Origin of the sequence: Streptomyces sp. NPDC051214, assembly GCF_040682375.1 — a bacterium.
In the GTDB taxonomy this organism is placed as follows: Bacteria; Actinomycetota; Actinomycetes; order Streptomycetales; family Streptomycetaceae; genus Streptomyces.
The window spans coordinates 16,993-36,916 of the sequence record NZ_JBFBAT010000021.1 but is presented as its reverse complement, the minus strand read 5'-3'; the positions used below and the strand labels follow the sequence as shown (position 1 = coordinate 36,916).

The following is a 19,924-nucleotide window of genomic DNA, read 5'->3' as shown; positions in this document are numbered from 1 at the left end:
ATGAGCACCGTCACCCTCCCGCACGCCCCGCGGTCGGCCGCCCCCGCGCTCCGCATCACCCCGGCCAAGGCCGCCCGCCACAGCCTCGCGCTGGCCGGGCGCGGGGTCACCAAGTTCATCAAGTCGCCCGCACGGCTCGTCGACGTCGTCCTCACGCCGATCGTCTTCCTGCTGATGTTCGTCTACCTCTTCGGCGGCGCCATCGCGGGCGGCGACACCGACGCCTACCTGCAGATGATCACGCCCGGCATCATGGTGATGACCGTCTTCCAGGCCAGCATCGGCATCGGGGTCTCCCTCAACGCCGACTCCAGCACCGGCATCTTCGACCGCTTCCGCAGCATGCCGATCGCCCGCTCGGCGCCCCTGATCGGCGCGGTGCTCGCCGACGTCGTCCGATACGTGGTCTGCCTCGTCACGCTGGTCGCCCTCGCGCTGGTCATGGGCTATCGGCCCGACACCGACCCGGTGGCGGCACTGGCCGCGCTCGCGGTGCTCATCGGCTTCGCCGTCAGCTTCTCCTGGATGTCGGTGTACGTCGGCATGCTGGTCAAGACCCCCGGCTCGGTGCAGGGCCTGATGACCGTCCTGGTCCTGCCGCTCACCTTCGCCAGCAACGTCTTCGTGCCGGACACCACCATGCCGGGCTGGCTGCAGGTCTGGTCGGACGTGAACCCCGTCAGCCTGATGTCGGACACCATGCGCGGCCTGCTCAACGGCGGGGAGGTCGCGACGCCCCTCCTCGGCAGCCTGGCCTGGATGGTCGGCGTGATCGCGGTCTTCGCCCCGCTCGCGATGCGGGCCTACCGCAAGCGCGCCGCCTGAGCCGCCATCACCAGCACACCCCGGCAGCACACCCCGGCAGCACACCTCACCAGCCCACCCCGGCAGCACACCTCACCAGTACGACGTCACCGGCTGACCGGCCTCCCCGGTCAGCCGGTTCAGCGCGTCCGCCCTCGGCAGGCCCGCGCCCCTGCCGTACGCCTCCTCGTACCCGGCGGCGCCGAGCCGCCCCGCCACCTCGCCCACCAGCTCCCGCAGCTGCGGATCCCCCTCGTCGAACACGCCCCGCACGACCTGGCTCATGCCGAGCGCGGTGGCCGCCCCCGCCGCGTCACCCTCCGACAGGAGCAGCCGGGCCAGGAGTTCGGCGGCCCGCGCGATGTCCGCGACCTCGCCCCGGGCGAAGGCCCCGCTCACCGCCCTCGGCAGGAGCTCGCGCGCCCGCGCGGTGTCGCCCTGCGCGAGCCGGTTCGCCATGCGGGCGCCCGCGATCAGGTCGCGGGCCATGTCGTCGGGGAGCGTGAGCCGGTCGGCGACGGTGTCCAGGCGGTCGAGGATCAGGTCGGCCTCGTCCCACTCGCCCGACCTGCGGTGCAGATCGGCCAGGCTGAACAGCATCTCGGCCTCCATCCGCCGGTAACCCCGCTCCTTGGCCTGCCGCTGTGCCGCGTGGATGTCCCGCAGGGCGCCCTCCCGGTCGCCGGCGCGCAGCCGCTCCGCCGCGAGCCGCGCCAGGCTGTTGAACAGGTCGTCCTCGGCGCCCAGTGCACCGCTGACGGCCACGGCTCGCGCGTACGCGGCGATCGCCTCGCCGTGCTCCCCGCGCAGGGAGTGGTCACCGCCGACGGCGAGCAGCGCGAGGCCCAGGCCCCACCGGTCGCCCACCGCCTCGAAGCCCCGCAGGGCCGCGCGGCGCGCCTCGGCTCCCGCGGGCTGCTCGCCCCGCCCGGTGAGCACGAAGTCCCGCGCCCAGTGCGCGGTCGCCCGCACCCAGGGCTCCGGCCGCTCCGCCGCGCGCCGCAGGCCGCTCTCGCCCAGGTCGGCGTTGCCGGTGAGGAACGCGAGCATCGGTGTCCACAGCAGCAGCGCCGGGTGGAACTCTCCGGCGTCGGCCCGCTCGCAGTCCTCGATCAGGGCCCGTACGGGTATGTCGTCGGAGTCCGCGGTTCCGGGTGTGCCCGCCATCAGGCGCACCACGCGGAAGGCGGCCCGCGCCCGGCCGGGCAGGGCCTCGTCGAAGGTGAGCACCTCGGCGAGGAACGTCTCGAACTGGGTGCTCATCCCCCTGATCCCCCAGTACCAGAACAGCGCGCGCACGAACCGGGACGCCAGGGCCGCGTCCCGGGCCGCGAAGGCGCCGCGCAGGGCGGCGACCAGGTTGTCGTGCTCGGCGTCGAACAGCGCGAGCGAGCGGAGCTGGTCGCCGGTGCGCAGGGCGGGTTCATGGTGCTCGGCGAGGGCGAGGAAGTAGGTCGCGAAACGGTCCGCGGTACGGGCGCCATCGCCCGCGCCGACGCCGCCGTCGGGCACGGGTGCGGCCTCCGCTTCCGCCTCGGCCAGGCGGCCCGCCGCGAAGGCGCGCACCGTCTCCGACATCCGGTAGCGCTGCTCGCCGTCGGCGTCGGCACCGTCGTCGGAGCTCTCCAGGAGTGACGTTTCCCCGAGGGACGTCTCCACGAGGGACGTCTCCACGAGGGATTTCTCCACCAGGGAGCCGAGGACGTACAGCACGTCGTCGGCCGGCAGCGTCTCGTCCGCGCAGACCGCCTCCAGGGCCGCGAGGGTCGCCCCGCCCGGGAACACCGACAGCCTGCGGGCGAGGATCCGCTCGGGTTCGTCGAGCAGGTCCCAGCTCCACTCGACGAGCGCGAGCAGCGTGCGCTGGCGCGGCAGCGCGGTCCTGCTGCCGGAGGTGAGCAGCCGGAACCGGTCGTCGAGGCGGCGCGCGATCTGGCCGACGCTCATCGAACGCAGCTTGGCCGCGGCCAGTTCGAGCGCGAGCGGGAGGCCGTCGAGACGCCGGCAGATCTCCACCACCGGGTCCACGGTGGACGCGTCGAGCGCGAAGCCGGGCCGTACTCCGGACGCCCGGTCGGCGAAGAGGCGTACCGCAGGCGATTCGGCCGCCTCCGCGAGCTCCGGGACCCCCGCGGGCACTCCGAGCGGCCCGAGGTGACACAGCGCCTCGCCGGTGATGGCGAGGGGCTCCCTGCTGGTGGCGAGGATCGTCAGGTGCGGGAGGCGCTCCAGGAGTTCGTGCGCGAGGGTCGCCGACGCCTCCACCAGATGCTCGCAGTTGTCGAGGACGAGGACGGTCTCGCCGACGTCGAGCACCTCGGTCACGCGGTCGACCCCCACGCCGCCGCCGGCCGGGTCTCCGCCGCCGGAAGCCACCGACCCCGAGCTGAGCGCCGCGTGCACGGCATCCGTCAGCTGGTCCGGGGTGCCCACACCGGCCAGCGGCACGAACCACACCCGCCCGAGCCGGTGGGCCCGGTGCCGCGAGACGGCTTCGAGCGCCAGCCTGGTCTTGCCCGCGCCACCGGGCCCGACGAGCGTGACGAGGCGGGAGGCGGCAAGGAGCCCGGCGACCTCGTCGAGTTCGGCGTCACGGCCGACGAAGCTGGTGAGCCGTGCGGGGAGGCGGTTCGGTGCGGGGGCGGGCTCGTGGCGCGCGGGCGGCTGCTCCAACTCGCCTCGCAGAAGCGCGAGATGGACGCCCTTCAGTTCGGCCGACGGGTCCACGCCGAGTTCGTCGTCGAGCCGTGCCCGCATCTCCTCGTACACGCCGAGAGCGTCGGCGTTGCGGCCCGCGGCGGACAGCGCGCGCATCCGCAGGGCGGCCGTGCGCTCGCTCAACGGGCGTTCCGCGCCCGCCGATTCAAGGTCGGCGAGGATGTCGGCGTGCCGCCCGAGGCGCAGTGCCGCGTCGAAGCGGTCCTCGGCGGCGGCGGTCCGCAGGTCGTCGAGGCGGGCGGCCGCGGGGCGGGCGAAGGGGGCGTCGAGGACGTCCGTGAGGGCCGGGCCCCGCCACAGCGCGAGGGCGTCGGCGAGTGTCGACGCGGCCTCCGCCGGGCGGTCCGCGGCCAGTTCACGTCTGCCCCGCGCGGCCAGCGCCTCGAAGCGGTGGGCGTCCACGTCGTCCGCGTCCACGGTCACCCGGTAGCCGCCCGCGACGGAATCCACCGTCCCCGCCCCCCGCAGGGCCTTGCGCAGCCGGGACACCAGCGCCTGCAGGGCGTTGCCCGCGTCCGCGGGCGGCTGCTCGCCCCACAGACCGTCGACCAGCGCGTCGACGGAGACCGGCCGCCCGCTCTCCAGGGCGAGCCGCGCGAGCAGCATGCGCAGCCGTACGCCGCCCAGAGCTAGGGGTGTCGCGTCGTCGGCGGTGACTTCGAGCGGGCCGAGCAGGCAGATCTTCACCGGGTCCCTCAGTCCTCTACGAAGAAGCTGTCGTGCTTGACGAGGAACTCGCCGAACTCCTTGCCGCCCTTCTGCGCCATCTCCGCCACCTGCTCGAAGTACTCCTCGCGCGGGGCGCCGGGCGCGAACAGCAGGAGCATGGAGGCGGGGTCGTCGCCGTCGTTCTTGAAGGCGTGCAGGCCGCCGACCGGGACGTACAGGAAGTCGCCGGGACCGCCGGTGATCCAGCGCTCGCCGTTGTAGAGCTGGACCTGACCGGACAGGACGAAGAAGGACTCCGAGATCGCCTTGTGGAAGTGGGTCTTCGGGCCGGGGGACTTCGGGCCCAAGTCCACCTTGTAGAGGCCGAATTCGCCGCCGGTGGAGGCGTGGGTCGCCAGGTAGTGCGTGCGGTTGCCGCCGGGGCGCACCAGTTCGGGCTCTTGATCGACCGGCCTGAACACGGCGTTGATCTCGCCTTCTTCGCCGTGATAGCGGGGCTCCGGGTAGGACATGGTCCGCTCCATCCTTCGTGACACGGTCAGTTGACGCCGGCCGGCAGTGGTCGCTCACTGCGTGCCGACCTTATCCAGCCTCTGCCCGCTCGCCCTGTTAGTTGTGCGAAAGAGTTCCCGGGCAGGATTAAGGTGACCTGCATGCTTGATACGCGGCGCATGCAGGTCCTGCGGGCAGTGGTCACCAGCGGGTCCGTGACCGCGGCGGCACGCAACCTCGGGTACACGCCCTCCGCGGTCAGCCAGCAGATGGCGGCCCTGGAGAAGGAGGCGGGCATCGCCCTCCTGGAGCGCACCGGCCGCGGGGTACGGGCGACGGACGCCGGGCGACTGCTCACCGAGTACGCGGTGGCGATCGGCAAGCAGCTCGCCGAGGCGGAGACGGCCCTGGCCGAGCTGCGGGCGGGGCGGACGGGCCGGGTCGCGATGCGGTACTTCACGACGGCGGGCGCCAAGCTGGTCGCCCCGGCCCTGGCCGCGCTCCGGCGCGCGCAGCCGGGTGTGCAGGTCGAGTTGAAGCTGTCGGACCCCGACGACCCGCTGCCCGCCGTCCGGGACCGGCAGGCGGACCTCGCCCTCGTGGTCAGGCCGCGGGGCCAACTGGGCGTGGAGGGCGTCCGGTTCGAGCATCTCCTGGACGACCGGTACAAGGCGGTGCTGCCCGCGGGGCATCCGCTGACCGCCAAGCAGCTCCTGGAGATGACGGACCTGGCCGACGAGCCGTGGGTGGCGAGCGAGTCGCCGGGTCCCTGTCTCGACCCCATCCTCGACGCGTGCGGGTCGGCCGGCTTCAGCCCGGACTTCGTGGTGGAGAGCGGGGACTACGCCACGGCACAGGGCTTCGTCGCCGCGGGGCTCGGCGTCAGCCTCGTACCGGAACTGGGCCTGGACACGCCCCACTCCGGTGTCGTCGTCCGCGAGGTCCGGCATCCGGTGCCGCTCCGGTCGATCCACGCGGCGGTGCGGGGACCGGCACCGGACCGCCCGGCGGTGGGCGGCCTCCTGAACGCACTCCGCGCCACGGCGGCCCACCTGCCCTGAGGCGACACATTTGCCCGGCTTTGGGTTAAATACAAGCTATGTCGCAGCCGGGGACCCTCATCCTGATCATGGCCATCGCCGTGCTCGCACCCCTCCTCACCCACGGCTTCAGCCGCTGGCTCCCCGTCCCTCTGGTGATCTTCGAGATCCTGCTCGGCATCCTCATCGGCCCCGACGTACTGGGGTGGGCCCACCAGGACGCGGCCATCGACATGCTCTCGGACCTCGGCCTCTCGATGCTGATCTTCCTCGCGGGTTACGAGATCCAGTTCGGCGCCGTCCGCGGCGACACCCTGCGCCGTTCGGTGTGGGCGTGGGTGATCTCGCTGGCGCTCGGCCTCGGCGTCGCGTTCGCGCTGACCACGGGCGCCGTCACCAAGAGCTTCGTCATCGGCACGGCGCTGACCAGCACCGCGCTCGGCACGGTGCTCCCGATCCTGCGCGACTCCGGGGACCTGCGGGGCCGTTTCGGGACGGTGATGATGGCCTTCGGCGCGGTCGGCGAGTTCGGCCCGATCATCGCGATGTCGCTGCTCCTGAGCGGACGCTCCCCCGGCGTCTCGACCGTGGTGCTCGTCGCCTTCGCCGCCGTCACGGCCGCCGCGGTCTTCTGGGCGCTGCGGCCGAGGCCGCCCTGGTTCGCCCAGGTCATCGCCAAGACCCTGCACAGCAGCGGCCAGTTCGCGGTGCGCTTCGTGATGCTGCTGCTCGCCGCGATGCTCGGCCTCTCGTACGCCTTCGGTCTCGACACGCTCCTGGGCGCGTTCGCGGCGGGCCTGCTCACCCGGCTCGTGCTGCAGGGCGCGGTGCCCGGGAGCAGTGAGGTGATCCTCGGGAAGATCGAGGCGATGGGCTTCGGCTTCCTGGTGCCGGTCTTCTTCATCGTGACCGGCATCGACTTCGATCTGGACGCCCTGCTGCACGGCGGCCGCGCACTCGTCCTGCTGCCCGCCTTCCTCCTCCTCTTCCTCGTCGTACGCGGCCTGCCGGTGTACTTCCTCGCCCCTCGTGACCTGGCCGCGCACGACCGGCGCGCGCTCACGCTCTACTCCTCGACGGCCCTGCCGCTCGTCGTCGCGATCACCACCATCGGCCTCGACGACAAGGCCCTGACGGCGGGTGAGGCCGCGGCCCTTGTCGGGGCCGCGATGGTGTCGGTGCTCGTCTTCCCGCTGCTCGCGCTGAGACTGCGGGCGCGTTCGCCGCGCAGCCTCAGCGTTTCCGGCACCGGCTGAGGTCCTTCCGGCGGGCCCTACGTGAGCGTGATGAGCTCGCGGTGGTCAGGGCCCCAGAGGTCCTCGGTGCCGTCCGGCAGGAGCAGCACGCGGTCGGGCCGCAGCGCGTCGATGACCCCTTCGTCGTGCGTGACCATCACGATGGCGCCCGGGTACGTGCCCACGGCGCCGAGCACCTCGTCGCGCGAGGCCGGGTCGAGGTTGTTGGTCGGCTCGTCGAGGAGCAGCACGTTCGCCCCCGAGTGCACGAGCCCCGCGAGCGCGAGCCGGGTCTTCTCGCCGCCGGAGAGCACCGCTGCGGGCTTGTCGGCGTCGTCCCCGCGGAACAGGAAGGACCCCAGGACACCCCGTACTTCACCGTCCGTCAGGCCTGGAGCGGCGGCGGCGAGGTTCTCCCGCACGGTCGATCCCGGGTCGAGGGTGTCGTGCTCCTGCGCGAAGTAGCCGAGCCGGGCGCCGTGACCGTGCACCACACGGCCGCCGTCCGGGAGTTCGGCCCCGGCGAGGAGACGCAGGAGGGTGGTCTTCCCCGCGCCGTTGAACCCCAGGACGACGAGCCGGCTCCCCCGGTCGACGGCCAGGTCGACGCCGTCCAGGACGCGATGGTCTCCGTACGCCTTCACCAGGCTGACCGCGCCGAGCGGCGTACGTCCGCACGGCGCGGGCTCGGGCAGCCGGATGCGCGCGACCCGCTCGCCGCGTCGCACGGGCTCGGTGGCGGCGAGCATCCGGTCGGCACGGCGGGCCATGTTCTTCGCCGCGGTGGCGGTGGCGACGTGCGCGCGCATCTTCTCCGCCTGGCTGCGCAGCGACGCGGCCTTGCGCTCGGCGTTGGCCCGCTCACGGCTGCGCCGCCGCTCGTCGGCCGCGCGCTGGGCGAGGTAGGTGTGCCAGCCGGTGTTGTGTACGTCGAGGGCGGCGCGGCCCGGGTCGAGCGCGAAGACGCGGTTGACGGTGTCCGCGAGGAGCCCGGTGTCATGGCTGATGAGAACGAGGCCGCCGGGATAGGTCCCGAGATAACCCCGCAGCCAGCTCACCGAATCGGCGTCCAGATGGTTGGTCGGCTCGTCGAGGAGGAGGGTGTCGTGGCGCGCGAAGAGGATGCGGGCCAGCTCGACGCGGCGCCGCTGGCCGCCGGAGAGGTGGCCCACCGGCGCGTCCATCGTGCGCTCGGGGAGCCCGAGGCCGGCGGCCACGCGCGCGGCTTCCGCCTCGGCGGCGTACCCGCCCCTGGCCTGGAACGCGTCGTCCGCGCGGGCGTAGGCGGCCATGGCCCGCCGCTGCTCGGCGTCGCTTCTCGCCGAGGCCATCGCGCTCTCGGCGGTACGCAGGGCCTGCGCCGCTCGGTCGAGGCCGCGGGCGGAGAGGATGCGGGCCGTGACGGTGTCGTGGGGGTCGGCGGCGGCGGGGTCCTGGGCGAGGTAGCCGAGGGAGCCGGTGCGGGTGAGGGTGCCGGCGGCCGGGGCGAGCTGTCCCGCGAGGGCCTTGAGCAGGGTGGTCTTGCCGGCGCCGTTACGGCCGACCAGGCCGATGCGGTCGCCGGGGGCGATGTGGAAGGAGGCGCCGGCCAGCAGAAGCCGGGCGCCGCCGCGGACGTCGATGCGTCGGGCGGTGATCATGAGGTAACGCTCCGCAGTAGCGAATGGACACACGGGTGACGTGGAGACCGGTGTCCTGGCTAGGAGATGCGGGGCGTAGACATACGGCGAGGGTAGCGACCGGGGTTCCGGGACCGCACGCGGATTTCTCCCTCCACGGCGCTCAGGGCCTCCCCGTGCGGAGCCCCTCCGGGCGCGGGATGATCGACTTTATGGACGTCACCCTGCACCTGGCCCAGGAGCCGGAAGCCGATGCGCTCCTCGGCCGCAGTCCGCTGGCCGCGCTCGTCGGGATGCTGCTGGACCAGCAGGTTCCGATGGAGTGGGCGTTCGCGGGCCCGCACACGATCGCGCGGCGGTTGAACGCGGACGATCTCGACGCGCACGAGATCGCCGCGTACGACCCCGATGAGTTCGCCGCGCTGCTCTCCACGAAGCCCGCGGTGCATCGCTATCCGGGGTCGATGGCGAAGCGGATCCAGCAGCTGTGCGCGTACCTCGTGGAGCATTACGGGGGTGACCCCGCCGCCCTGTGGGAGGGCGCCGCGTCCGGCAAGGATCTCCTCACGCGGTTGAACGACCTCCCCGGCTTCGGCAAGCAGAAGTCCCAGATCTTCGTGGCCCTGCTCGGCAAGCAGCTGGGCGTACGTCCTGAGGGGTGGCGGGAGGCTGCGGGGGCGTACGGGGAGCCGGCCGCGTACCGCTCTGTCGCGGACATCACCGGCCCCGAATCCCTGCAGCGGGTTCGCGCCCACAAGCAGCAGCTGAAGGCCTCCGGCCACTGACCTCGGCCTGGGCGCCCCGCGCCTCCCTCTGACCGAACAGGCCTCTCCCACCCACCCGCCCGATCACCCCGCATCCACCCCTGACCGAACAAGCCTCTCCCACCCACCCACCCGGTCGCCCCCGTAGCCCAAGTGGGCGTATCTGTGTGTCGGGGCACAGGTGTGGGGGTCGGTTGTGGGACATGCATCTTGTGAGTCGTGTCGTGGTCCGCCGTCCTGCCTGGCTTCGCGCTGCTCTCATTCTGTTGGCCCTGCTAGGGGCCGTTCTCGCGCCCGCCGGCTCCTCCGAAGCCGCCCCCGCCCCGCCCGCGGTCGTCTCCACCGAGCCCGCCGGGGAGGCCCATCAGGACACCGTCGACAGTTCCGTCCGGGTGTCCGGCCGACGCTCCGCCACCGTCAGCGTTCCGGCCGCCCGGCCCCGCGCCCCGCGCCGGAGCCTCCCCCGCCCCACCCGGTGCCGTAGACACGTACCCGCACCACGCTCCGTCGTCCTCCGCTGCTGACAGGTCCCGGCACCCCACGACCACGACCACGTCCACCCCAGCAGCGAGGACAGACACCCATGCCCATCGACCCGTACGCGGCCCTGCACGCCCTCCTCCGCGCCGAAGCCGTGCGCAACGCACCCGACCCGAGCCCCGTCACCCCGGCGCCGGCGCAGACGGAAGAGGCCGATCAGCAGGAGCAGAAGGAGAGGGAGCGGGAGCGGGGCGTGCAGACCTCGCGCGACCTCTAGGCCCCCAGGCGCAGACGCCGGGTCCAGGCGCCCCGCCAGGATCAGCGTCTGCGCCGCGCCGTCCCGAACACCGACCGCGAGATCTCCCGCCCGATCTGCGTCCCCAGCGACCGCGCGAGCGACTTGAAGATCCCGCTCCCCACCACCTGGTCCACCACGGAGCCGGACTCGGTCCCGGACGCCTTGCCGCCCTTCGGCCCCGCCTTCGTCCCCGCCTTCGCCGCCTCCGCCGCCGCCGCGACCTCCGCGGCCGCCTCCTCCGCCTCCGCCTGACGAGCGGTCAGCTTCTCGTACGCCGACTCCCGGTCGACCGCCTCCGCGTACCGCCCGTACAGCGGCGAACCCTTCACCGCCGCGTCGAGCGCACCGGCATCCACCGGCCCCATCAGCGACTCCGGGGCCCGCAGCCGCGTCACGGCCACCGGCGTGGGCGCGCCCTTCTCGCTCAGTACGGTGACCACCGCTTCGCCCGTGCCGAGCGCGGTCAGCGTCTCCTCCAGGTCGTACGCCGAGTCCGGGAACGTACGCACCGTCGCCCTCAGCGCCTTCTGGTCGTCCGGGGTGAAGGCCCGCAGCGCGTGCTGGACGCGGTTGCCCAGCTGGGCGAGGACGTCGGACGGCACGTCCTTCGGCGTCTGCGTCACGAAGAAGACGCCGACCCCCTTCGAGCGGATCAGCCGCACCGTCTGCGTGATCGCCTCCAGGAACGCCTTGGACGCCCCGTTGAAGAGCAGATGCGCCTCGTCGAAGAAGAAGACGAGCTTCGGCTTCTCCACGTCGCCCACCTCGGGCAGGTCGTTGTAGAGATCCGCGAGGAGCCACATCAGGAACGTCGAGAAGAGTTGGGGTTTGTCCTGCACCGCGGGCAGTTCGAGCACCGACACCAAGCCCCGCCCGTCCGGCGCCGCCCGCAGGAACTCGCTCGTGTCGAACTCCGGCTCCCCGAAGAAGTCCCCCATGCCCTGCGCCTCGAACGCGGTCAGCGCCCGCAGGATGACGCCCGCGGTGACCGTGGAGAGCCCGCCGATCCCCTTCAGCTCGGACTTGCCCTCGTCCGACGTCAGGAACGTCACCACGGCCCGCAGGTCCTTCAGGTCGACCAGTTCAAGCCCTTTTTGATCGGCGTAGTAGAAGATCAGGCCGAGCGACTGCTCCTGCGTCTGGTTCAGCTGGAGGACCTTCGACAGGAGTACAGGGCCGAAGCTCGTGATCGTGGCTCGCACCGGAATCCCGGTGCCGATCCCGCCCAGCGCGTAGAACTCGCTCGGGAAGCCCGTCGCCTCCCACGTCTGCCCGACCTCCCGCGCCCGCCCGGCGACCTTCTCGCCGTTCTCCCCCGGCGCCGAGATCCCGGAGACGTCCCCCTTGATGTCGGCGAGGAACACCGGCACGCCCTGCGCGGCCAGCTGCTCGGCGATGAGCTGGAGGGTCTTCGTCTTGCCCGTGCCGGTCGCGCCCGCGACGAGCCCGTGCCGGTTGAGCATGGCCAGCGGGATACGGATCTGGGCGTCGGGGAGGCACTGGCCGTCCCACAGGAGCGCGCCGAGGTCCAGCGCGGGCCCGGCGAAGGCATAACCGGAGACGAGCTCCATCGCTCCCTGCGGCAACGCGGCACCCCCACCACCCCCACCGGAATCTTCCCCTCCGGTCGTCACCCCGGTGACCGGCGAAGACACGTTAGAGGGGTTTGCGGTCCCCGCGATGGACGGGATCGGACGGCTGTCGCTCACTTCTGCCCCTGTTCCCGGCGTGCGTGTTCCCGGTTTGCCCCGATATCCGGCGGCTTTTCCCAGAGTCGCACTGCGTCTCCATGGCTGCGCCCGGAGAGCCTTGCCCGGTAGGCTTTCCGTGTGATCTTCAAGCGCATCGGAAACGGCCGGCCGTACCCCGACCACGGCCGGGAAAGCACCCGGCAGTGGGCGGACGTCGCGCCGCGCCCGGTCCGCCTCGATCAGCTCGTGACGACCAAGGGCCAGCTGGACCTGGAGACACTCCTCGCGGAGGACTCGACGTTCTACGGCGACCTGTTCGCGCACGTGGTGAAGTGGCAGGGCGACCTGTACCTGGAAGACGGACTGCACCGCGCGGTCCGCGCGGCGCTCCAGCAGCGCCAGGTGCTGCACGCCCGCGTACTCGAACTGGGCTGACGGCGGCACACACACAGCCGTGACAACGGGCACGCGTGTCACACGCGTGCCCACCTCACGTGCACACCCGTGCCCGCACCCACACCCGTGCCCACACCCTCATTGGCCCTTTCGGGTTGGACTGCGCCCAAGCCAATGATCATTTAGTAGGCATCGCGGCGTCGTCGCACTACGCTGCGCCCATGAGCATGCTCACTCCCCCCGGCATGGGCGGCAAGTACCGCATCACGGGGGCCAAGTACCCGCGAATGCGCCGGCCCCGCGGCCGCCGCAGGCTCGTGCTCGCGGTGGTCGCGTCCGTCGTGGCGGTCGGCCTGATCGGCTGGGGAACACTGCAGCTCATCGATGTCTTCACGGGCGGCGACAAGGCCACCGCGGCGAGCGCGCGCAGCGGCTGCGCGGCCAAGCCCGCCCCCTCGGCCGAGCAGGCCGCCCCCAAGGCGCTGCCCAAGCCGGGCGAGGTCAAGGTCAACGTCTACAACGCCACGCCCCGCTCCGGCCTCGCCAAGGACGTGGCGGCCGAGCTCAAGAAGCGCGGCTTCGCCATCGGCAAGGTGGACAACGCGCCCAAGGAGTACGACAAGAAGGTCAAGGGCACCGGGATACTGCTCGGCGCCAAGACCGCCACGGACACCGCGCTGCCGGTGCTCGGCACGCAGCTCGCGGGCACCGAGAGCAAGGCCGACGCCCGCAAGAGCGGCGAGGTCGACCTCATCCTGGGCACGAAGTTCAAGGATCTGGCAAAGAAAGAGGACGCCGACAAGGCTCTGGCGGTACTCGCCGAGCCCAAGCCGGCGCCCTCGGCGTCCAACGGCAAAAAGGACTGCTGAACGCTACTCCGCGGTCCCGTACATCCGGTCCCCGGCGTCGCCGAGGCCCGGGACGATGTAGCCGTTCTCGTTGAGCCGCTCGTCCACCGACGCCGTCACGACCGTCACCGGCGTGCCCGCGAGCTCACGCTCCATGATCTCGACGCCCTCGGGCGCGGCGAGGAGCACCACGGCGGTGACATCGTCGGCGCCGCGCTTGATCAGTTCCTGGATGGCCGCGACGAGCGTGCCACCGGTGGCCAGCATCGGGTCGAGGACGTACACCTGACGCCCGGAGAGGTCCTCCGGCATGCGCGTCGCGTACGTCGACGCCTGCAGGGTCTCCTCGTCGCGGATCATCCCGAGGAAGCCCACCTCGGCGGTCGGCAGGAGCCGCACCATGCCGTCCAGCATGCCGAGCCCGGCGCGCAGGATCGGCACCACCAGGGGGCGCGGGTGCGACAGCTTGACGCCGGTCGTCGGGGTGACCGGGGTCTCGATGTCGACCTGCTCGGTGCGCACGTCCCGGGTGGCCTCGTACGCGAGCAGGGTGACCAGCTCGTCGGCGAGGCGCCGGAAGGTAGGGGAGTCGGTGCGCTTGTCGCGCAGCGTGGTGAGTTTGTGCGCCACCAGCGGGTGGTCGACGACGTGGATACGCATGCCGTCAACGGTAACCGCGCCCGGGACCACCTGGTCTCCCCTCGTCGCGGCCGCCTCCGCCGAGGCCCCGCGACAGCTCGCGCTGGCATCAAACCCGCCGTACGGGGGAAAGTGGACGTACGACCTGGGGTGGTGTTGCCCATGCCGGACAGAGAGCCCGGCGGCCGAGAGCCGGACCGCGAGACCGAAGCCGAGCGCGGGCGCCGGCGTGCCCAGTTCCTGCGCGAAAGGGCCGAGGCCCTTGAGCTCCGCGACCGGGTGAAGCCGCGCCGCGCCCGGGCGGCACGCATGCGTCAGCAGATGCGTATGCGCACGTTCCGCTGGTAGCGGCCACCTCTCACGCAGGCGTCGGGGAGCTGTCCGGGAGACGCGACGCGGACACAGCGGGCGGAAGACCTCTCCTCAGGCCGTGGTTTCTGCCACGATTCCGAGTGGGCGGGGCTTGGAACAGCAACTCCCCCGCTCCCCGAACTCGCCGGGGGGACACCCAAACCGTCAACCGGCACTGTCTATGACCAGTGGGAGAGTCACGGTGTACTTCGCCGCACTGCTCGCGCGCACCGAAGACGGGTGGGAAGCGAGCGACACGGAGCTCGACGATGTGGAGACCCTGTCGGATCTCGCCGACCTGGCCCGTGAAGCCACGGCCGGGAGCGCTGAGGACGACACCGTCCTCGTCTTCATCGAACAGGAGGGCGCCTGGTTCGGCGTCGTCCGCGTGGACGGTGAGGAGGACCCTCGTATCTACGTCTCGGACGCGGCCGCGGCCGCCCGGAGTTCGTACGGCGAGATCCTGCTCACCGACGAGATGCTCGGCCGCGAGCCGGGCAACGACGATCCGGGCGTCGATCTGGACGCCCTCGACCTGGACGGCACGGAGGACGGCGAACCCGCCGGCTCCGACGCCGCCCCCGATTCCGCCGCTGACGACGAACCGGGGGACGCCTCGGGCGACGCGGTGCCCGCGGGGCCCCTCGGCGACTCCGAGCTGATGGCCGACCTCGGCGTGCCCGAGAAGGATCTGCTCGGTCTGGAGCCCGGTGACGCGCTCAGCGACATCGCCGAGATCCTCGGGGCGGCGGAGGTGCTCGAGGCCGTCCGTTAGGTTCAGGTGTGACCGAAACCGGGCGAGAAGCCGATCCCGTGCGCGACCGCTGGCGGGCCGCCATGCGTCTCGCCCTGGCCGAGGCCGAACTGGCCGCACAGGGCGGCGACGTGCCCGTCGGCGCCGTCGTGCTGTCCCCGGACGGCACGACGGTGCTCGCGTCGGGGCACAACGAACGCGAGGCGACCGGCGACCCGACGGCACACGCGGAGGTGCTCGCCGTCCGCCGGGCCGCGGCCGCGCTCGGGGAGTGGCGGCTCACCGGCTGCACGCTGGTGGTGACCCTGGAGCCCTGCACGATGTGCGCGGGCGCGCTCGTCCAGTCTCGGGTCGACCGGGTCGTCTACGGAGCGCGTGACGAGAAGGCGGGCGCCGCGGGTTCCGTGTGGGACGTCGTACGCGACAGGAGGCTCAATCACCGGCCCGAGGTGATTGAGGGCGTGCTCGCGGAAGAGACCGCGGGGATGCTCACCCGCTTCTTCCGGGAGCGCTGAGAGGTCTTCCGGGATACGGATTTCTGACCACGGCCCTCTTTGGGCTAGAGTTCCTCTCGGTAGCGTGTCCGAGCGGCCGAAGGAGCTCGCCTCGAAAGCGAGTGTGGGGAAACTCACCGTGGGTTCAAATCCCACCGCTACCGCTCTTGAAACGAAAGCCCCGTCCGCGAGGACGGGGCTTTCGTCGTTCAGGAAGTGGTTCAAGGGCGGGGTGTCTGGACGGGGGGAGCGGCATCGGGGGGACAAGCCGCTCCCCCCGATGAGGACTGGAACCCCTAAGCCAGCGCCGTCTTCCGGGGGGAAGCCGACGGCGCGTGACCCCGCAGTGGGGCCAGTCCCTTGCCCGCGGATTCCTGCCAGATCCGCCGGGCACAGCACCCATCCTCCGCCCGGCGCAACCGGGAGCGGCACGGCAAAGGGCCTCTGCTGCCGGGCCGTTGGTCCTTAAAGACCTTGTGAGCACGGGCCGGGTTAGACTCACCGCCGTCACAGGGGCCACAGAGCGCAGCAGGTAAGGGGAGGCCGAGAGCATGGCGGTGCAGTGGAAAAAGATCGGGCTCTTCGCGCTCGTCGTCTTCATGCTCTACGTGATCATCACTGACCCCGCCAAGGCCGCGGACTACGTCCAGATAGGCTTCGAGGCGGTTTCGGACGCCGCTCAGAGCATCGGGGACTTCATGACGTGGGTCGCCAACGGAGGCAAGGACTGAGCGGCTCGGCCCGCCGTCCCCACCCTCCTCTCCCCGCTTCCCAGGAGTGCGCATGATCCGCCATCTGGTCCTCTTCAAGCTCAACGACGGTGTGGAGCGCGACGAGCCGCGCGTCGTCGAGGGCGTCAAGGCCTTCCGCGCGCTCGGCGAGCAGATCCCGGAGCTGGCGTTCTGGGAGTGCGAGTGGAACATCACCGACCGGCCCATCGCGTACGACTTCGCCATCAACTCGGCGGTCGAGGACACCGATGCGCTGAAGCGGTACATCGAGCACCCGGCCCACCAGGCGGGCGTCGCGCTGTGGCGGGAGTTCGCCACGTGGGTGATCGCCGACTACGAGTACTGAGCCACCCGGCTCAGCGCCCCCGCCCGAAGCGGCCCCTCACCGGAACGGTGAGGGGCTTTTCTGCGTCTTATGGCCCAACTTGGCCCACAACACGTAGTTATCGGGTGCTTGCACACAGTGCACATGTCTTGTGATGCTATGACCGCTTTTGACGGATGAGTTGACGAAGGTCGACTGATCTTGACTGAGCTCGACAGGACTTGACTTGGCTTGACCGAGAAGGGGTGGCGTTGACCGTGCCGGCCAGTACTGCGCCCGAAGCACCACCCGTGACCCCGCAGGCGAGCAGCCCCGCTCCACCTGGCGCGCAGAGCGCCGCCGGCCCCCAGAACGCCCCGGCCCTCCAGGACACGCAGCCGGCCCCCAGCACCCCCAGCAGCAGGGGAGCCGACACCCGGGCCCTGACGCAGGTGCTGTTCGGCCAGCTCAAGGGCCTGGAGCCGGGCAGCCCCGAGCACGGCCGCGTCCGCGGTGCGCTCATCGAGGCCAACCTGCCCCTGGTGCGGTACGCCGCCGCCCGCTTCCGCAGCCGCAACGAGCCGATGGAGGACGTCGTCCAGGTCGGCACGATCGGTCTGATCAACGCCATCGACCGCTTCGACCCCGAGCGCGGCGTGCAGTTCCCGACCTTCGCGATGCCCACCGTGGTCGGCGAGATCAAGCGGTACTTCCGCGACAACGTACGAACGGTCCATGTGCCGCGCCGTCTTCACGAGCTGTGGGTGCAGGTGACCGGGGCGACCGAGGACCTCACCACGACCCACGGGCGCTCGCCCACGACCGCCGAGATCGCCGAGCGGCTGCGGATCACCGAGGAGGAGGTCCTGGCCTGCATCGAGGCCGGACGTTCGTACCACGCGACGTCGCTGGAGGCGGCCCAGGAGGGCGACGGTCTGCCCGGACTGCTCGACCGGCTCGGCTATGAGGACCCGGCACTCGACGGCGTCGAGCACCGCGATCTCGTCCGCCATCTTCTCGTCCAACTGCCCGAGCGTGAACAGCGCATCCTGCTGCTTCGCTACTACAGCAATCTGACGCAATCACAGATCAGCGCCGAATTGGGCGTTTCTCAGATGCATGTGTCAAGACTGCTGGCCAGAAGCTTCGCGCGACTTCGATCCGCAAACCGTATCGAGGCGTAACCGTAACGAGTGGACTGCCCCGAAGGCGGTTCCCGACGATCTCGCGCGCAGAAATGCCGCAGACCCCCTCTTTCCTGCATCGATGTCACCCTTCTTTGTCGACATGTAACTACAGCGTGTTGCCGACATGTGACATTCTGCTGGAACCGCGTTTGCCGGAGCCCCACGTCCGGTATTCAGGTGGAGGCTGCGTTCCTCCGACGGGAACGTCCGCCGCGACCGTCCGCGACCTCAAGGGGGTGGCATGTCCGCAGACCAGGGCAGCTCGAAGGTGCTCACGCTCACGAAGAGCGCATCAGCGCCGAGCGAAGCAGCGCCTGACGCGCTGGTGAGTTCAGTAGTTTCCGGGGCTTCCGGAGCCATCGACACCCGCACCCTGTCCCGCTCCCTGTTCCTGCGGCTCGCCGCGCTCGACCAGGACAGCCCCGAGCGTGTCTACGTCAGAGACACGCTGATCGAGCTCAACCTCCCCCTCGTCCGGTACGCAGCCGCGCGCTTCCGCAGCCGGAACGAACCGATGGAGGACATCGTCCAGGTCGGCACGATCGGCCTGATCAAGGCGATCGACCGCTTCGACTGCGAACGGGGCGTGGAATTCCCGACGTTCGCGATGCCGACGGTCGTCGGCGAGATCAAGCGCTTCTTCCGTGACACCAGTTGGTCGGTGCGCGTCCCGCGCCGTCTCCAGGAGCTGCGGCTCGCGCTGACGAAGACGAGCGACGAGCTCGCGCAGCGGCTCGACCGCTCGCCGACCGTGCCCGAACTCGCCAAGGCGCTCGGGGTGTCCGAGGAGGACGTGGTCGACGGCCTGGCCGTCGGGAACGCGTACACCGCCTCCTCGCTCGACTCCCCGGCCCCCGAGGACGACGGCGGCGAGGGCTCCCTCGCGGACCGCCTGGGGTACGAGGACAGCGCCCTCGAAGGCGTCGAGTACCGCGAGTCGCTCAAGCCGCTGCTCGCCAAGCTCCCGCCGCGCGAGCGCCGCATCATCATGCTGCGCTTCTTCGCGAACATGACGCAGTCGCAGATCGGCGAGGAGGTCGGCATCTCGCAGATGCACGTGTCCCGGCTTCTCACCCGGACTCTCTCGCAGCTGCGGGAAGGGCTGATCGCGGACTGACGGCACTCCCCCTGTGGCTCAAGGCGCCGCAGGGGGACCGGAGTTGCGTCGGTGCGACTGTTGCTGACGGGGTTCCTAATTGATGACCCGTCAGCCACACTTGCGCGATGCGACGTGGCATGCGGAACGTACTGAGTGCGTCTACGGCTGCCCTGTGCCTGGGCGGGCTCCTCGCGGCCTGCGGAGGCGGGGACGGCGACGGCTATGTGGCCACGGGGCCTGCTGCCGCGGGCCCTGAGCGGGCGCCGGGGCAGGGTGTCGCCCCCACCGGGGACGTGGAGTTGGTTCCCTTGGACGGCGAGTCGCCTCCCGGCAAGGGCGACGACAGGCGTGACGGCTCCGAGCCGTCGGATCCCGGCGCCGACGGCTCTTCCAGCGATTCCTCCAGCAAGTCTGCTGCCGACGAGGCCAGTTCCGGCTCTCCGGCCGCCTCTGGCAGCAGTGACTCCCCGGCTGACGGCGCCAAGTCCGGTCGTACGGAGAGCAGTTCCGGAAGCGGCTCAGCGGGGCGCTCTGAGGGCTCCGGGGCCTCTGGTGCCTCTGGAGGCCCGAGTGGCTCTCCCTCCGCGCCCGGTGGCTCCAGTGAGCCCAGCGGGCCCGCGAAGCTCAGCGTCGGTGAGCCTCAGCGGAAGCCTGCCGCCGATCGTTGGTGCGAGAAAGTGACCGTCTCCTTCCGGAACACCGGCGGATCGCCGGTGCGCTCCGGCACGGTCACCTTCGGTACGCATGTCATCGGTGCGCTCGGGGTCGACTGGGCCACGCTTGAATCCACGGAGAAGCTTCCCGCACCCATCGGTGCGGGGGAGACCGTGAAGAAGACCTGGCCTGTGTGTGTGGAGGCCTGGCGGGTGCCGCTGGGGATGCATGTGGAGACGCGGGACGTCTCCGTGGACTGGAAGTAGGTTTCTACACCTTCTGCGGGTCCGTCGTGGCTGGTCGCGCAGTTCCCCGCGCCCCTGGAGCGCCCCTCCGGGGCGCTCCTCGGGTCGTCTCTTACTTCAGCGCCAGCCAAGCCACCCCCGCGATCACCACGATCGCGAGGACGACGCCGATGATCAGGCCGACGCGCGGGCCCGCGGACGCGGTCGCCGGCTGCTGGGCGCGGCCCTGCGGGGACTCGTCGACGAAGGCGCGGAACATCTGCGTGCTGCCGGCGGGGTCGGGGGTGTTCTGGGGGCCCTGGGGGTTGTGTGCCATAGCGCAGGACCCTAGCGAATCAGCGGGGGTCCGCCCAACCCCCGCTGACCACGGACTTTACGAGCGCGGTCCCAGACCTTTGCCGACTCTTTAGGG

The 19,924-nt window shown here is 71.3% G+C and carries 21 protein-coding genes and 1 tRNA gene; 16 read left to right on the top strand and 6 right to left on the bottom strand.

Translation table 11 applies throughout. The features are described from left to right. Entirely contained in the window at window positions 1–825 is an 825-nt protein-coding gene (locus tag AB0M70_RS38325; protein ID WP_365827801.1) for an ABC transporter permease, read from the top strand. A gap of 72 nt (window positions 826–897) precedes the next feature. Here the strand turns inward: AB0M70_RS38325 and AB0M70_RS38320 are convergent, their stop codons facing one another. Further along, complete coding sequence (locus tag AB0M70_RS38320) at window positions 898–4,209, bottom strand: BTAD domain-containing putative transcriptional regulator (protein WP_365827799.1); 3,312 nt, start codon at window positions 4,207–4,209, stop codon at window positions 898–900. Between the two features lie 8 nt (window positions 4,210–4,217). Next, window positions 4,218–4,703 (bottom strand): cupin domain-containing protein, encoded by a 486-nt coding sequence (locus AB0M70_RS38315; RefSeq protein WP_365827797.1) that lies wholly within the window; start codon window positions 4,701–4,703, stop codon window positions 4,218–4,220. A gap of 141 nt (window positions 4,704–4,844) precedes the next feature. On the opposite strand from AB0M70_RS38315, the gene AB0M70_RS38310 reads away from it, so the two are divergent. Both AB0M70_RS38310 and AB0M70_RS38305 read left to right on the top strand, forming a co-directional pair. Continuing rightward, entirely contained in the window at window positions 4,845–5,744 is a 900-nt protein-coding gene (locus AB0M70_RS38310) for a LysR family transcriptional regulator (RefSeq protein WP_365827795.1), read from the top strand. 38 nt (window positions 5,745–5,782) lie between these two features. Next, window positions 5,783–6,979 (top strand): cation:proton antiporter, encoded by a 1,197-nt coding sequence (locus AB0M70_RS38305; RefSeq protein ID WP_365827793.1) that lies wholly within the window; start codon window positions 5,783–5,785, stop codon window positions 6,977–6,979. A gap of 17 nt (window positions 6,980–6,996) precedes the next feature. Here AB0M70_RS38305 and AB0M70_RS38300 read toward each other — a convergent pair whose 3' ends face one another. Next, window positions 6,997–8,598: an ABC-F family ATP-binding cassette domain-containing protein gene (locus tag AB0M70_RS38300; RefSeq protein WP_365827791.1), complete on the bottom strand. Its 1,602-nt coding sequence runs from the start codon at window positions 8,596–8,598 to the stop codon at window positions 6,997–6,999. A gap of 191 nt (window positions 8,599–8,789) precedes the next feature. Between AB0M70_RS38300 and AB0M70_RS38295 the strand changes: the two genes are divergently transcribed. Together AB0M70_RS38295 and AB0M70_RS38290 are read left to right on the top strand one after the other, a co-directional pair. Then, window positions 8,790–9,362, top strand: coding sequence for an HhH-GPD-type base excision DNA repair protein (locus AB0M70_RS38295; protein ID WP_365827789.1), 573 nt, complete (start codon window positions 8,790–8,792; stop codon window positions 9,360–9,362). Between the two features lie 562 nt (window positions 9,363–9,924). Continuing rightward, the gene (locus AB0M70_RS38290) at window positions 9,925–10,098 is read left to right on the top strand and encodes a hypothetical protein (RefSeq protein WP_365827787.1); all 174 of its coding nucleotides are present in this window, start codon (window positions 9,925–9,927) and stop codon (window positions 10,096–10,098) included. 41 nt (window positions 10,099–10,139) lie between these two features. Here AB0M70_RS38290 and AB0M70_RS38285 read toward each other — a convergent pair whose 3' ends face one another. Beyond that, window positions 10,140–11,690, bottom strand: a complete 1,551-nt coding sequence (locus AB0M70_RS38285; RefSeq protein ID WP_365827785.1) for a helicase HerA-like domain-containing protein — start codon at window positions 11,688–11,690, stop codon at window positions 10,140–10,142. A 258-nt stretch (window positions 11,691–11,948) separates the two neighbouring features. On the opposite strand from AB0M70_RS38285, the gene AB0M70_RS38280 reads away from it, so the two are divergent. Together AB0M70_RS38280 and AB0M70_RS38275 are read left to right on the top strand one after the other, a co-directional pair. Beyond that, on the top strand, window positions 11,949–12,245 hold the full coding sequence (locus AB0M70_RS38280; RefSeq protein ID WP_003955420.1) for a type II toxin-antitoxin system VapB family antitoxin: 297 nt from the start codon (window positions 11,949–11,951) through the stop codon (window positions 12,243–12,245). A 182-nt stretch (window positions 12,246–12,427) separates the two neighbouring features. After that, window positions 12,428–13,075: a LytR C-terminal domain-containing protein gene (locus AB0M70_RS38275; protein ID WP_365827783.1), complete on the top strand. Its 648-nt coding sequence runs from the start codon at window positions 12,428–12,430 to the stop codon at window positions 13,073–13,075. 3 nt (window positions 13,076–13,078) lie between these two features. Here the strand turns inward: AB0M70_RS38275 and upp are convergent, their stop codons facing one another. Continuing rightward, on the bottom strand, window positions 13,079–13,714 hold the full coding sequence (gene upp / locus AB0M70_RS38270) for a uracil phosphoribosyltransferase (RefSeq protein WP_363210194.1): 636 nt from the start codon (window positions 13,712–13,714) through the stop codon (window positions 13,079–13,081). 141 nt (window positions 13,715–13,855) lie between these two features. Between upp and AB0M70_RS38265 the strand changes: the two genes are divergently transcribed. The 9 genes from AB0M70_RS38265 (at window position 13,856) to AB0M70_RS38225 (ending at window position 19,533) form a co-directional block, all read left to right on the top strand. Further along, complete coding sequence (locus AB0M70_RS38265) at window positions 13,856–14,041, top strand: hypothetical protein (RefSeq protein ID WP_363210195.1); 186 nt, start codon at window positions 13,856–13,858, stop codon at window positions 14,039–14,041. A gap of 205 nt (window positions 14,042–14,246) precedes the next feature. Continuing rightward, window positions 14,247–14,819, top strand: a complete 573-nt coding sequence (locus AB0M70_RS38260) for a hypothetical protein (RefSeq protein ID WP_363210196.1) — start codon at window positions 14,247–14,249, stop codon at window positions 14,817–14,819. Between the two features lie 62 nt (window positions 14,820–14,881). Continuing rightward, window positions 14,882–15,313 (top strand): tRNA adenosine(34) deaminase TadA, encoded by a 432-nt coding sequence (tadA, locus tag AB0M70_RS38255; RefSeq protein WP_365827907.1) that lies wholly within the window; start codon window positions 14,882–14,884, stop codon window positions 15,311–15,313. A 58-nt stretch (window positions 15,314–15,371) separates the two neighbouring features. Then, a tRNA-Ser gene (locus AB0M70_RS38250) sits at window positions 15,372–15,456 on the top strand. Between the two features lie 387 nt (window positions 15,457–15,843). Next, on the top strand, window positions 15,844–16,023 hold the full coding sequence (locus tag AB0M70_RS38245; protein WP_160505981.1) for a hypothetical protein: 180 nt from the start codon (window positions 15,844–15,846) through the stop codon (window positions 16,021–16,023). A 52-nt stretch (window positions 16,024–16,075) separates the two neighbouring features. Beyond that, a complete protein-coding gene (locus AB0M70_RS38240) occupies window positions 16,076–16,369 on the top strand; it encodes a Dabb family protein (RefSeq protein WP_363210197.1) in 294 nt (97 codons plus the stop codon). 236 nt (window positions 16,370–16,605) lie between these two features. Continuing rightward, a complete protein-coding gene (locus AB0M70_RS38235; protein WP_365827779.1) occupies window positions 16,606–17,511 on the top strand; it encodes a SigB/SigF/SigG family RNA polymerase sigma factor in 906 nt (301 codons plus the stop codon). Between the two features lie 244 nt (window positions 17,512–17,755). Beyond that, window positions 17,756–18,631, top strand: a complete 876-nt coding sequence (locus AB0M70_RS38230; protein ID WP_365827777.1) for an RNA polymerase sigma factor SigF — start codon at window positions 17,756–17,758, stop codon at window positions 18,629–18,631. 107 nt (window positions 18,632–18,738) lie between these two features. Further along, the gene (locus AB0M70_RS38225) at window positions 18,739–19,533 is read left to right on the top strand and encodes a hypothetical protein (RefSeq protein WP_365827775.1); all 795 of its coding nucleotides are present in this window, start codon (window positions 18,739–18,741) and stop codon (window positions 19,531–19,533) included. Between the two features lie 91 nt (window positions 19,534–19,624). Here AB0M70_RS38225 and AB0M70_RS38220 read toward each other — a convergent pair whose 3' ends face one another. Beyond that, window positions 19,625–19,828 (bottom strand): hypothetical protein, encoded by a 204-nt coding sequence (locus tag AB0M70_RS38220; RefSeq protein ID WP_365827773.1) that lies wholly within the window; start codon window positions 19,826–19,828, stop codon window positions 19,625–19,627. Between the last annotated feature and the right edge of the window lie 96 nt (window positions 19,829–19,924).